Source organism: Streptomyces sp. ISL-36 (genome assembly GCF_018614205.1).
Lineage (GTDB): Bacteria > Actinomycetota > Actinomycetes > Streptomycetales > Streptomycetaceae > Streptomyces.
This window is the reverse complement of the sequence record NZ_JAGGOS010000014.1, coordinates 14,473-27,591: the sequence shown is the minus strand read 5'-3', so window position 1 is coordinate 27,591 and position 13,119 is coordinate 14,473. Positions and strand designations below refer to the sequence as shown.

The window sequence follows — 13,119 nt, the reverse complement described above, 5'->3', positions numbered from 1 at the left end:
CCGGCCGACGAGCCACCGGAAGACCCTGGGACGACATGCAGATTCGCGATCTACCGTACGCCGATCCAGGGGTCCCCGATGTCCGTACGGGCACCCGGTTCCTCCTCTGGCTCGGCCGCAACCAACTCGGCGGGCAGGTCAGGTCCCTGCTGTGGGGACTGCTGCTCCAGCTCGCCATCGCCGGACTCCCCCTCGCCGTCGGCCTCGCCGTGCAGGCCGTCGTGGACCGCGACGGCGGGCGACTCGCGCTGGCGGGCGGTGTGCTCGCCCTGCTCGGCGCGGCCATCGCGGTCGGCGACGTGATGGTCCACCGCACCGCCGTCACGAACTGGATCACCGCCGCGGCACGGGTCCAGCAGCTGCTCTCCCGCAAGACCGCCGAACTCGGTTCCGTCCTGACCCGCCGGGTGGCCGCGGGCGAGGTCGTGGCGGTCTCCACCGGCGACGTCGAGAAGATCGGCTGGTTCGTGGAGGCGCTGTCCCGGTTCGCCGCGGCGGCCGTGACCCTGGTCGTCGTCTGCATCGGCCTGGTGGTCTACCAGCCCGCCCTCGGCACCCTCGTCGCGGTCGGCGTGCCGGTCCTCGCCCTCGCCGTCCTGCCGCTGCTGCCCCGGGCCACCCGCCGGGCGGACGTCCAGCGCGAGAAGGCGGGCAAGGCCACCGAGCTGGCCTCGGACACCGTGGCGGGGCTGCGCGTGCTGCGCGGCATCGGGGGCGAGGAGCTGTTCCTCGGCCGCTACCGCACCGCCTCCCAGGAGGTCCGCAAGGCCGCCGTCCGCAGCGCCCGCATGTGGGCACTGATCTCGGCGATCCAGGTCCTCCTGCCGGGTGCGCTGCTCATCGCCGTGGTGGCGTACGGAGCCCGGCTCGCCCTGGACGGACGTATCGCGGTCGGTGAACTGGTCACCGTCTACGGAGCCGTGGCGCTCACCCATCATCCCTTGCGGAACTTCGAGGAGATCGCGATGGCCTTCTCCTTCTCCCGGCCGTCCGCGAAGCGGGCCGCCCGCGTCCTCTCGCTCAGCCGCACGACGACGGCCACCGGCGGGCAGGCCGAGGCGGCCGGCGACCTGTACGACCCGGCCACCGGCCTGCTCGCCCCCGCCGGCCGCTTCACGGCGGTCGTCTGCGGCGACCCGGACGCGGCCGGACGGCTCGCGGACCGGCTCGGCGGCCACCCCACCGAACCGGGCGAGCGCCACACGTCGGTGCTCCTCGGCGGTGTGCCGCTCGACGAGCTGGAACTGGCGGCCGCCCGCACGGCGGTACTGGTGCAGGACAAGGACCCGGTGCTGCTCTCCGGCACGCTCCGCGAACTCCTCGACGTACCGTCCTCCGGCGCGGTGCGCGCCGAGGACGCCCTGGCCGCCGCCCAGTGCGGTGACGTCCTCGACGCGCTCGCGCAGGCCTCGGTTGACACCGACGGCGACCCGATGGAGACCCCGATCACCGAACGCGGCCGGTCGCTCTCCGGTGGTCAGCGCCAGCGCCTGGCCCTGGCGCGCTCGCTGGTCACCGATCCGGAGGTGCTCGTCCTCGACGAACCGACCTCGGCCGTCGACTCGCACACCGAGGCCCGGGTCGCGGCCGGCGTCAAACGGCTGCGCGAGGGCGGTACGACGGTGGTCCTGGCCTCCTCGCCGCTGCTGCTCGACGTCGCGGACCGGGTCGTACTGATCCACGACGACGAGGTGGTGGCCGTGGGAACGCACCGCGAGCTGCTGCGGGGCGAGCCGCGCTACCGAGCCGTCGTCACCCGCGAGACGGAGGAGGAGCTCGCGCGCACCTCCGCACTCGAACACGAACCGCTCGAGGAAGAACTCGAAGAGCTGGAAGGGGAGTCGGCATGATCGGCCTGGCGCCACCGGCGTACGACCCGGCGGCCCCGCGGACGGCGACCACGCTGCCCGTCGGCACGGCCGCGACCGTACGCACCTACGTACGCGAACTGCTGCGCCGCCACCGCAGGGCGTTCACGCTGCTCATCGTCGTCAACGCGGTCGCCGTGATCGCCTCGATGGCCGGTCCCTACCTCCTCGGCTCGCTCGTGGAGCGGCTCGCCACCGGGGAGCACGAGCTCCGACTGGGGCGGACCATCACGCTGTTCGCGGTCGCGCTGGCCGTCCAGACGTACTTCGTACGCCTGGTGCGGCTGCGCGGCGCGATGCTCGGCGAGGAGATGCTGGCCGATCTGCGCGAGGACTTCCTCGTCCGGGCGGTGGGTCTGCCGCCGGGCGTCCTGGAGCGGGCCGGGACCGGGGACCTGCTGTCCCGGATCACCACCGACATCGACCGGCTGGCCAACGCGATGCGCGAGGCCGTGCCGCAGCTCGCCATCGGCGTGGTCTGGGCCGGGCTGCTGATCGGCGGACTGGCCGCGACGGCCCCGCCGTTGGCGCTGGCACTGCTGCCTGCCGCGGCGCTGCTGCTCGTCGGCTGTCGGTGGTACTTCAAGCGGGCGCCGTCGGCGTACCGCTCGGAGGCCGCGGGCTACGCGGCCGTCGCCGCCGCGCTCGCCGAGACGGTCGACGCCGGCCGTACGGTCGAGGCGCACCGCCTCGGCGCCCGCCGGATCGCCCTGTCCGACCGGCGGATCAGCGAGTGGACCGCGTGGGAGCGGTACACCCTCTTCCTGCGCTCGGTCCTCTTCCCCGTCGTCAACCTCACGCACACTCTGGTCCTGGCCGGCGTGCTCATGCTCGGCGGGGTGTTCGTCCTGCGGGGCTGGATCACCGTGGGTCAGCTGACCACGGGCGCGCTCCTTGCACAGATGCTGGTGGATCCGATCGGCATCGTCCTGCGCTGGTACGACGAGCTGCAGGTGGCCCAGGTGTCGCTGGCCCGGCTCGTCGGCGTCCGGGACATCGAGCCGGACGCGGGTGACGACGAGGTACGGCCCGAGGGGCGGGCGGTCCGGGCGGACGAGGTGCGCTTCGGCTACCGCGAGGGCGTCGACGTCCTGCACCAGGTCTCCATGGACGTGGCGCCCGGGACGAGGCTCGCTCTCGTCGGTCCCTCCGGCGCGGGCAAGTCGACGCTCGGCAGGCTCCTCGCGGGCATCTACGCCCCGCGCACGGGATCGGTCACGCTGGGCGACGCGGAGCTGGCGAGCATGCCGGCCGAGCGGGTCCGCGAGCACGTGGCCCTGGTCAACCAGGAGCACCATGTCTTCGTCGGCTCGCTCCGGGACAACCTGCTGCTGGCGCGAGCGGGCGCCGGGGACACCGAGCTGTGGGCGGCGCTCACCGCGGTGGACGCGGACAGCTGGGCGCGGGCGCTCGACGAGGGCCTGGACACGGAGGTCGGCTCGGGCGGACTGGCGCTCACCCCGGCCCAGGCCCAGCAGATCGCCCTGGCCCGCCTGGTCCTCGCCGATCCGCACACCCTGGTCCTCGACGAGGCGACCTCGCTCCTCGACCCCCGCGCGGCCCGCCACCTGGAGCGCTCACTGGCCCGGGTCCTGGACGGCCGCACGGTCGTCGCGATCGCCCACCGCCTGCACACGGCGCACGACGCGGACGTGATCGCGGTGGTCGAGGAGGGCCGGATCAGCGAGCTGGGCAGCCACGACGAACTGGTGGCGGCGGACGGGGCGTACGCGGCACTGTGGCGGTCCTGGCACGGCTGACCGAACCGGTGAGGCCCGCCGCTCCTTCCGGGGCGGCGGGCCTTTTGCCGTGAGCGAGCCGTACGCCGCTTCCTACGGCTGGTACGCCTGTCGCGACGCGCATGTCCAGATCACCGGGCGCACGCGCCCGGAGGCGTCCGTCGCGCGTCCGCCGACCCGGTCGTCGTCCCCGACCGCGTACGCGGCGGAGGCGCCCTCCGGCGCGAGGCGGGGCAGGACGAGCGCGGACCCTGCGCCCGGCCAGTACTGGGCCTGCTCGGGCGGGGCGGTGTCGGGCGGCCAGGGGCCGGTGATCGGCGAGTCGCCCACGGTGCCGACGGCCACGCCGCTGCTCGGGCTGATGTCCTCCAGGGTGGCGGAGGTCCGGCCACCGGGAGGCGCGAGCCACAGCGGCTCCTCGGTGTAGGGAGGTGCCCAGTGCAGACCGGCCGATTCCATGGCCCTGCTGTAGCTGAAGGTGCCGGCCATGCGGCCCCGGTCGTCGATGTCGCGGGGCGCGTAGGAGGAGTACGTGTCCCCCGGGTGGACGGGCGGCAGCTCGCGCGCCGGGGCCGACCGGTCCGCGGACCAGAGCAGGGCGACGTGGTAGCCGGCGTACTCCTCGCCCTCGCCGTAGCCGCTGCCGACGATCTGGCCCGCGTTGTTGATCCCGGTGACCTCCTCGACCCGGACGTGCGCGGGGACCGCGAGCTCTCCACGGATCGTCCGGCCCCACCACTCGACGCCCGTGACCCGGCCGTCGGCTTCGTGCCGATAGCCCACGATCCGGCCCCGGTCGTCGACGTCCTTGGCATAGCCGCCGCCCGGCAGCAGAGTGACCGCGCGGGCGCCCGGCCGGTAGCTGAAGGGGGCGGGCCCCCGCCCCGGGCCCGACAGGGTGCCGACCATGAGGCCGTGCCGGTTGACCGCCTCCACCGTCCCCCCGGTGTAGCCGGCCGGCAGCGGGACGGCGTGCACGCGCGTCCCGCGCCAGTACACCGGCTTCCCGGCGGAGCTGCCGACGGCCGTCCGGCCCCGGCCGAGGTCGGTGACGGCCCCCGCCGACGCCCCGGGCAACGACGCGAGCACCGTGATCGACGGGGTGCAGGGACGTGGGCCGGCGGTCTGTGCCCGGGCGGGCGCCGGCCCCTGTACCCGCGCCGGCCCCTGCGCCCGCGCCTGCGCCGGTGTCGTGAAGGCGAGAGCGAGTGAGACCAGCGCCGTCAGCGCCGCCGCCATCCCCCGCCTCATCCCGCGTACGTGGCGTCTGTGCTGTTCCTCCATGCGGACCCCCCGGACCGACAGCGGATGCCGACGAGCACCTGACGGCCCGTCGGGAGCACCACATCATGGACGGCCGACGCCCCCGCGCGCCAGACGGCGCACCCGGCGACTCGGTGTCAGAGGTAGCCGAGCGCCGAAGCCCCGCCGACGCCGCCGAGCAGCATGAAGGCGGGCATCAGGACCTTCAGCTCGACCCAGCTGCCGGCCCGGAAACGCATGCCCTTCGGCGGGCCGACCGGGTACCAGCGCTTGCGGCCCACCGGGATCGGCCACAGGATAGGGCAGCCGGAGACGGTCAGCGCGTCGCCGATGTCGTGGACGAGCGCGCCGAGGACGATCGGCAGGCCCAGCCAGAGGTACTCCTGCCCCGGGCCGGTGAACAGCCAGTCCGAACCGTTGCCCGGCTGGTCCAGAACCCCGGCGAGGATCCAGGCGCTGGTGGCGCCGAGCAGCCAGACCAGGACGTCGCTGGACATCCGCGCGGCCCGCCACAGCAGGCCCTCGACGGCCAGGACCAGGTGGACGAAGAGGATCGCGAGGACCGCCCAGCGGCCGCCGGTGATCGCCGCGATCGAGGCCCCGGCGCCGATGAGGACCGCCCACAGCCAGGTGTGGGTCAGGGTGCGGTGCCCGCCGGACCTGCGAGGGTCGGCGGTGGAGCGGGTGGCCTTGTAGACGGCGTACGAGAGCTTGTCGACGATCTCGCACAGCCCCTTGGAGACCGGTCCGAAGGCGCGCGAGATGGTCGCGGACTTGTGGTCGAGGTCGGGGGCGAGGGCCGCACCCGCGCAGATGAGCGCTCCGACGACGACGACAGGCCAGGGCATCGGGTGGCCCGCGGCGGCCGTCGCCGCCCCGACGCCCAGCCAGGCAGCCGCTCCGGACAGCGAGTGCGCCGGTCCCATCATGCTCGTTCCCGCCCCATTCATCCGGCGCCGGCGCTCAGTTGACGACCGGTCGACAAGGCAGCGTATCGTCCGTGATCTTGCGGCCGGCGGCCGGTTCCCTCATCCGAGCGGAAGCCAGGCAAGATGGGGGCGTGACCCTTATCGATCAGCTGCCGCCGAACGCCGACCCCGACGCCCTCTTCGAGGCTTTCTCCTCATGGGCGGAGGGCCGGGGCATCACCCTCTACCCGGCCCAGGAGGAGGCGCTGATCGAGGTGGTCTCCGGCGCCAACGTGATCTTGTCCACGCCCACGGGTTCCGGAAAGTCGCTGGTCGCGGCGGCCGCGCACTTCACGGCGCTGGCCAATGACCAGGTGACCTTCTACACGGCGCCGATCAAGGCGCTGGTGTCGGAGAAGTTCTTCGACCTGTGCAAGCTCTTCGGCACCGAGAACGTCGGCATGCTGACCGGCGACGCCTCCGTGAACGCCGACGCACCCGTCATCTGCTGCACGGCCGAGGTGCTGGCCTCCATCGCGCTGCGGGACGGAAAGTACGCCGACATCGGCCAGGTCGTGATGGACGAGTTCCACTTCTACGCGGAGCCGGACCGCGGCTGGGCCTGGCAGATCCCGCTCCTGGAACTCCCCCAGGCCCAGTTCGTCCTGATGTCGGCGACGCTCGGCGACGTGTCGATGTTCGAGAAGGACCTGACCCGGCGCACGGGCCGCCCGACCTCGGTGGTCCGCTCGGCGACCCGGCCGGTGCCGCTCTCGTACGAGTACCGGCTGACGCCCATCACCGACACGCTGACCGAGCTCCTGGAGACGAAGCAGGCTCCCGTCTACATCGTCCACTTCACTCAGGCGCAGGCCGTGGAGCGCGCGCAGTCGCTGATGAGCATCAACATGTGCTCGCGGGAGGAGAAGGACAAGATCGCCGAGCTGATCGGCAACTTCCGTTTCACCACCAAGTTCGGCCAGAACCTCTCGCGGTACGTACGGCACGGCATCGGCGTCCACCACGCGGGCATGCTGCCGAAGTACCGCCGGCTCGTCGAGAAGCTGGCCCAGGCGGGTCTGCTGAAGGTGATCTGCGGGACGGACACGCTCGGCGTCGGCGTCAACGTGCCCATCCGTACGGTGCTGTTCACGGCGCTGACCAAGTACGACGGCACCCGGGTGCGCACGCTGCGCGCGCGGGAGTTCCACCAGATCGCGGGCCGGGCCGGCCGGGCGGGCTTCGACACGGCCGGCCTCGTGGTCGCGCAGGCGCCCGAGCACGTCATCGAGAACGAGAAGGCGCTGGCCAAGGCGGGCGACGACCCGAAGAAACGGCGCAAGGTGGTGCGCAAGAAGGCGCCCGAGGGCTTCGTCGCCTGGAGCGACACCACCTTCGAGAAGCTGATCGCCGCCGAGCCTGAGCCGCTGACCTCCCGCTTCAAGGTCACCAACATCATGCTGCTCTCGGTGATCGCCCGGCCCGGGAACGCCTTCGAGGCCATGCGCAAGCTCCTGGAGGACAACCACGAGCCGCGCAAGGCGCAGCTGCGGCACATCCGCCGGGCCATCGCGATCTACCGCTCGCTGCTCGACGGCGGCGTGGTGGAGCAGCTGGACAAGCCGGACGCCGAGGGCCGGACGATCCGGCTCACCGTCGACCTCCAGCAGGACTTCGCGCTCAACCAGCCGCTGTCGACGTTCGCGCTCGCCGCGTTCGACCTGCTCGACCCGGAGTCGCCGTCCTACGCCCTGGACATGGTCTCGGTCGTCGAGTCGACCCTCGACGACCCGCGCCAGATCCTCGCCGCCATGCAGAACAAGGCGCGCGGCGAGGCGGTCGGGCAGATGAAGGCGGACGGTGTCGAGTACGAGGAGCGGATGGAACGGCTCCAGGACATCTCGTACCCGAAGCCGCTGGAGGAGCTCCTGTGGCACGCGTACAACGTCTACCGGAAGTCGCACCCCTGGGTCGGTGACCACCCGGTCTCGCCGAAGTCCGTCATCCGTGACATGTACGAACGGGCGTTGTCGTTCACGGAGTTCACGTCCTGGTACGAGCTGGCGCGGACCGAGGGGATCGTGCTGCGCTATCTCGCGAGCGCGTACAAGGCGCTGGACCACACGATCCCGGACGATCTGAAGACCGAGGACCTGACCGATCTGATCGAGTGGCTGGGCGAGATGGTGCGCCAGGTGGACTCCTCGCTGCTCGACGAGTGGGAGCAGCTCGCGAACCCCGAGGTGGAGACCGCCGAGGAGGCTCAGGAGAAGGCCGACCAGGTCAAGCCGATCACGGCGAACACCCGGGCCTTCCGGGTCCTGGTCCGCAACGCCATGTTCCGGCGGGTGGAGCTGGCTGCCCTGGACAACGTGGACGCGCTGGGCGAGCTGGACGCGGACGCCGGCTGGGACGCGGACGCGTGGGGCGAGGCGATGGACGCGTACTGGGACGAGTACGACGATCTCGGTACGGGTCCGGACGCCCGCGGTCCGAAGCTGCTCGCGATCGAGGAGGACGTGGCCCACGGCCTGTGGCGCGTCCGGCAGACCTTCGCCGACCCGAACGGCGACCATGACTGGGGCATCAGCGCGGAGGTGGATCTCGCGGCCTCCGACGAGGAGGGCCGCGCGATCGTCCGTGTGACGTCCGTCGGACAGCTGTAGCCAGGGTCAGTCAGGGTTAAGGAGCGCAGTCGTGACCAATCCCGCCGAGAGCCTCGTCGACCTGCTCGATCTGGAGCAGATCGAGGTCAACATCTTCCGCGGGCAGAGCCCGCAGGAGTCGCTGCAACGGGTCTTCGGCGGGCAGGTCGCCGGCCAGGCCCTGGTGGCGGCCGGGCGCACGACGGAGGGCGACCGGCCGGTGCACTCGTTGCACTCCTACTTCCTGCGTCCGGGGCGCCCGGGTGTCCCGATCGTCTACCAGGTGGAGCGGGTGCGGGACGGCCGTTCGTTCACCACCCGCCGGGTCACGGCGATCCAGCAGGGGCGGACGATCTTCAACCTCACGGCCTCCTTCCACCTGCCGGAGGAGGCCGGCTTCGAGCACCAGCTGCCGCCGCGGCACATGACGGACCCGGAGACCCTGCCGAAGCTCGCGGACGAGATCCGCGACCACCTGGGGACGCTGCCGGAGGCGCTGGAGCGGATGGCGCGGCGCCAGCCGTTCGACATCCGCTACGTCGACCGGCTGCGCTGGACGAAGGAGGAGGTCAAGGGCGCGGACCCGCGCAGCGCGGTGTGGATGCGGGCGGTCGGCCCGCTGGGCGACGACCCGCTGGTGCACACCTGCGCGCTGACCTACGCCTCCGACATGACGCTCCTGGACGCGGTCCGCATCCCGGTGGAGCCGCTGTGGGGTCCGCGCGGTTTCGACATGGCGTCGCTGGACCACGCGATGTGGTTCCACCGGCCGTTCCGGGCGGACGAGTGGTTCCTATACGACCAGGAGTCCCCCATCGCGACGGGCGGCCGCGGCCTGGCCCGCGGCCGGATCTACGACCGCGAGGGGCGGCTGCTGGTGTCGGTGGTGCAGGAGGGCCTGTTCCGTACCCTCTGACCGCTCGCCCGAGACACCCCTGCGGACGCCCCCTAGGTCCCGGGGAGCGGGTCCTGGTCGACCTCGTGGCGGCGGGTGCGGATGGCCGGGCCCGGTGGGTGGAGCTTGGCGTCGCAGGACGGGCCGAGGCCGGTGCGGCGGGATTCCGCGCCGGTCAGGGGGCGTCCGCACATCCCGCACCGCACGGGTCGCGCAGAGCCCTCCGGTGGGGAATCGATCGCGATTGCCAGTGGTTCGTCTCCCATGCTGAGATCAAACCCCATGTCCGACCCCGTTCCCACCAGGAGCTGTCCATGAGCCTGTACGACATCCCGCTGCGCACCCTGACCGGCGACCCCATCTCGCTGGCCGACTACCGCGACCAGGCCGTCCTGGTGGTGAACGTGGCCTCCAAGTGCGGACTGACGCCGCAGTACGCCGGTCTGGAGCGGCTGCAGAAGGAGTACGGGGAGCGGGGCTTCACCGTCCTCGGCGTGCCGTGCAACCAGTTCGCGGGCCAGGAGCCGGGGAGCGCGGACGAGATCCAGACCTTCTGCTCGGCGACGTACGGCGTGACGTTCCCGCTGCTGGAGAAGACGGACGTGAACGGCGACGGCCGTCACCCCCTCTACTCGGAGCTGACGAAGGTCGCGGACGAGGAGGGCGAGTCCGGCGACGTCCAGTGGAACTTCGAGAAGTTCCTGATCGGCCGGGACGGCCAGGTCACCCGGTTCCGTCCGCGCACCGAGCCGGACGCCCCCGAGGTCCTCGCGGCCATCGAGGCGCACCTCTCCGCCTGAGCCCGAAGCCGGGCGGGTCCACACGGTGACGATCATGTAATGTGAGCGGCTCAGCAGTGCCGAACGAACGAGGAGGTGAGCCCCATCAACGCCATGCAGGCAGGGTGCTCCCCCTCGACGACCGTGTGGTCCGCCCGACAGAGGTGACCACGGGAGCGCCCCTCGGCTTCCCGGAAGGTTCCATGTCGCTCGACCCCTCTTTTTCCCTTCGTTCCACCACCGTCTCCCGACTGCGCGCCGCCGGCTGTGTGTTCGCCGAGGACGAGGCGGAGCTTCTCTTCGCGACGGCCGGCAGCACCGGCGAACTCGATGCGATGGTGGCTCGGCGCGCCGCCGGCCTGCCCATCGAGCACGTCGTGGGCTGGGCCGATTTCTCCGGTCTGCGGATCGCCGTCGATCCAGGGGTGTTCGTGCCCCGCCGGCGTACGGAGTTCCTCGTCGGGCAGGCCGTGGGCCTCGCCCGGCCGGGGGCCGTGTGCGTCGATCTGTGCTGCGGCTCCGGCGCGGCCGGGGCGGTGCTGCTCTCGGCCGTGGAAGGTGTCGAGGTGCACGCCTCCGACATCGAGCCGGCGGCCGTACGGTGCGCCCGGCGCAACGTCGAACCGCTCGGCGGGCGGGTCTACGAGGGTGATCTGTTCGCGCCGCTGCCGTCCGCGCTGCGGGGACGCGTCGAGGTGTTGGTCGCCAACGTGCCGTACGTACCGACCGAGGAGGTCGGGCTGCTACCGCCCGAGGCGCGCGAGCACGAGCCGCTGGTGGCGCTCGACGGTGGCGCGGACGGCCTCGACGTGCTGCGCCGGGTGGCGGCCGAGGCCGCCGACTGGCTGGCGCCCGGCGGTCATCTGCTGGTCGAGACGAGCGAGCGTCAGGCCGCCCGGGCCGTCGAGGCGGTCTCCGGGCACGGCCTGACGCCGCGGGTGGTCACGTCGGAGGAGCTCTACGCGACCGTTCTGGTCTCGACCCGGTCCGCGGTCTCCTAGGCGGTACCGGCGGTACGGGAGCGCAGCCGGACGCGGGCCGGGCCGGTTGCCCGGAGTGTGATCGCGGAGTTGACCGGCACCTCGGTGTCGACCGCTTCGAGTGCGTACTCCTGGAGGATCATCGCGAGGGCGATCACCGACTCCAGCATCGAGAAGTGCTGTCCGATGCAGGCGCGGGGGCCGCCGCCGAACGGGAACCAGGCGTAGCGGGGCCGGCCCGCCTCGGCCTCGGGCGTGAAGCGCTCGGGGTCGAAGCGGTCCGGGTCCTCCCAGTAGGCGGGGTGCCGGTGGGTGACCCAGGGGGCCACGATCACGTCGGCGCCGGCGGGGATGGTGTGGTCGCCGATGCGGGTGGCGGCGACGGCGCGGCGGCCGATGGCGGGGGCGGCCGGGAAGAGCCGCATGGCCTCCTTGAGCACCTGGGTGAGGTACGGCAGGGCGTCGAGGTCGGCCGCTCCGGGGGTGCGGCCGGACAGGACCCGGTCGACCTCCTCGTGGACCCGCTTCTGCTCCTCGGGGTGGAGGGCGAGGAGGTGGAGGGCGAAGCCGAGGGAGGTGGCCGTCGTCTCGTGCCCGGCGAGCAGGAAGACCAGTACCTGCTCGCGCAGTTCGGAGGCGTCGAAGCTGCCGTCCTCGGCGCTCTCGGCCTCGGCGAGCAGGGTCAGCAGGTCCTGCCCGCCCTCGGCCGTGCCGGCCGCCCGGCGCTCGGCGATGATCCGGTCGCAGACCGCGTACAGCTCCTCGTGGGCCGCGGCGGCGCGGCGGTTGCCCGGGGTGGGCCAGTCGCGGGGGATGTTGAGGGGCGAGAAGCCGCGGCGGAAGACGTAGTCGTTCATCACCGGGAAGGCCCGCTCCACGATCTCGACGGCCGCGTCGACGTCCGTGCCGAAGAGGATCCGGGAGACGGCCCGCAGGGCGAGCCGGGTCATCTCGTCGAGGACGTCGACGGTGGCGTCCGGGGCGGTCGTCCACGCGCCGGTGACGGCCCTGACCTCGGCGGCGACCGCCTCGGCGTAGCTGTCGACGCGGCGGCGGGTGAAGAGCGGCTGGACGAGCCGGCGCTGCCGGAGGTAGTCCTCGTCCTGGCTGGTCAGCAGGCCGTTGCCGAAGGACTCGCGGACCTCCTGGTAGAAGACGTTGTCCTTGCGGAAGTTGGCGGACTCGGTGGCCAGGACCTGCTGCGCGCCCTCGGCGGAGAAGACGCCGTAGACGGTGGCGCGCACGCCGGGCGGTCCGGCGGTGATGCGGACGACGTCCCCGTGTTCGCTCTGTGCGCGCAGAAACGTTCCGAGCGAGTCGTTCTTGAGGTCGAACATCGAGCCGAGCAGAGGAAGCCCCGCGGGTCCCGGGATCTCGGTGGTCGTTGCCATGTGTACGTTGCCCCCTGGTGGTCACCGGCCTGACACCGGCCTGGCGATTCTTCCGCCCAACGTAACCTGCCGAGACCGCGGGCGAACACCCGGTCGGGATCGGCCTGTTGGCTCGATGTCAGTGGCGCCTGCGACGCTCTCGTCATGGAACCGATCGAGATGACCCTGCAGCTCACCATCGACTGCTCCGACCCTCGGAGGCTGGTCGCGTTCTGGGCGGAGGCCCTGCGCTATGTGCCGGAGCCGCCGCCGGCCGGGCACGCGACCTGGCGGGAGTACTGGGCGGCGACCGGGGTGCCCGAGGAGGAGCTGACGGGGGGCGCCGGGGAGCTGCCCGAGTCGATCGTGGACCCCGGGGGCGTCGGGCCGCGGGTCTGGTTCCAGCGGGTCCCGGAGCCGAAGACGGTCAAGAACCGGCTGCATCTGGACCTGAAGGTCGGCGGGGGCCGTGACGTACCGCTCGCGGTGCGCCGGGAGCGGGTGGACGGAGAGGTGGCGCGGCTGACCGCCCTGGGTGCGTCGGTGCTGTACACGATGGACGAGCCGCATGGGATGGGCTATTACGCGGTGGTGCTCCAGGACCCGGAGGGCAACGAGTTCTGTCTGGTGTGAGCTTCCCGGCCCCCGCCGCGGGGGCCGGGCGGGCCACGG

The 13,119-nt window shown here is 72.4% G+C and carries 11 protein-coding genes; 7 read left to right on the top strand and 4 right to left on the bottom strand.

Going from position 1 to position 13,119, the window contains the following annotated elements; translation table 11 throughout:
• Positions 1–35: 35 nt before the first annotated feature.
• Together J7E93_RS03180 and J7E93_RS03175 are read left to right on the top strand one after the other, a co-directional pair.
• Positions 36–1,850, top strand: coding sequence for an ABC transporter ATP-binding protein (locus J7E93_RS03180; RefSeq protein ID WP_215065679.1), 1,815 nt, complete (start codon positions 36–38; stop codon positions 1,848–1,850).
• Positions 1,847–3,628 (top strand): ABC transporter ATP-binding protein, encoded by a 1,782-nt coding sequence (locus J7E93_RS03175; protein WP_215065678.1) that lies wholly within the window; start codon positions 1,847–1,849, stop codon positions 3,626–3,628. Before J7E93_RS03180 ends, J7E93_RS03175 begins: the two co-directional genes overlap by 4 nt.
• Before the next feature lie 72 nt (positions 3,629–3,700).
• On the opposite strand, the gene J7E93_RS03170 is transcribed toward J7E93_RS03175, so the two are convergent.
• On the bottom strand, positions 3,701–4,846 hold the full coding sequence (locus J7E93_RS03170; RefSeq protein WP_215065677.1) for a hypothetical protein: 1,146 nt from the start codon (positions 4,844–4,846) through the stop codon (positions 3,701–3,703).
• Between the two features lie 161 nt (positions 4,847–5,007).
• On the bottom strand, positions 5,008–5,799 hold the full coding sequence (locus J7E93_RS03165) for a metal-dependent hydrolase (protein ID WP_215065676.1): 792 nt from the start codon (positions 5,797–5,799) through the stop codon (positions 5,008–5,010).
• A 71-nt stretch (positions 5,800–5,870) separates the two neighbouring features.
• Here J7E93_RS03165 and J7E93_RS03160 point away from each other — a divergent pair, with 71 nt between their 5' ends.
• On the top strand, positions 5,871–8,444 hold the full coding sequence (locus J7E93_RS03160) for an RNA helicase (RefSeq protein ID WP_215065675.1): 2,574 nt from the start codon (positions 5,871–5,873) through the stop codon (positions 8,442–8,444).
• Between the two features lie 31 nt (positions 8,445–8,475).
• Entirely contained in the window at positions 8,476–9,339 is an 864-nt protein-coding gene (locus tag J7E93_RS03155; protein WP_215065674.1) for an acyl-CoA thioesterase II, read from the top strand.
• Positions 9,340–9,371: 32 nt separating this feature from the next.
• On the opposite strand, the gene J7E93_RS03150 is transcribed toward J7E93_RS03155, so the two are convergent.
• Positions 9,372–9,584 (bottom strand): DUF6011 domain-containing protein, encoded by a 213-nt coding sequence (locus tag J7E93_RS03150; protein WP_215065673.1) that lies wholly within the window; start codon positions 9,582–9,584, stop codon positions 9,372–9,374.
• Between the two features lie 48 nt (positions 9,585–9,632).
• Between J7E93_RS03150 and J7E93_RS03145 the strand changes: the two genes are divergently transcribed.
• Positions 9,633–10,118: a glutathione peroxidase gene (locus J7E93_RS03145; protein WP_215065672.1), complete on the top strand. Its 486-nt coding sequence runs from the start codon at positions 9,633–9,635 to the stop codon at positions 10,116–10,118.
• Between the two features lie 182 nt (positions 10,119–10,300).
• Entirely contained in the window at positions 10,301–11,098 is a 798-nt protein-coding gene (locus J7E93_RS03140) for a putative protein N(5)-glutamine methyltransferase (protein WP_215065671.1), read from the top strand.
• Here the strand turns inward: J7E93_RS03140 and J7E93_RS03135 are convergent.
• Positions 11,095–12,468: a cytochrome P450 gene (locus J7E93_RS03135; RefSeq protein ID WP_215065670.1), complete on the bottom strand. Its 1,374-nt coding sequence runs from the start codon at positions 12,466–12,468 to the stop codon at positions 11,095–11,097. The two genes, J7E93_RS03140 and J7E93_RS03135, sit on opposite strands and share 4 nt — an antisense overlap.
• A 144-nt stretch (positions 12,469–12,612) precedes the next feature.
• On the opposite strand from J7E93_RS03135, the gene J7E93_RS03130 reads away from it, so the two are divergent.
• Positions 12,613–13,080: a VOC family protein gene (locus tag J7E93_RS03130; protein WP_215065669.1), complete on the top strand. Its 468-nt coding sequence runs from the start codon at positions 12,613–12,615 to the stop codon at positions 13,078–13,080.
• Positions 13,081–13,119: the final 39 nt, after the last annotated feature.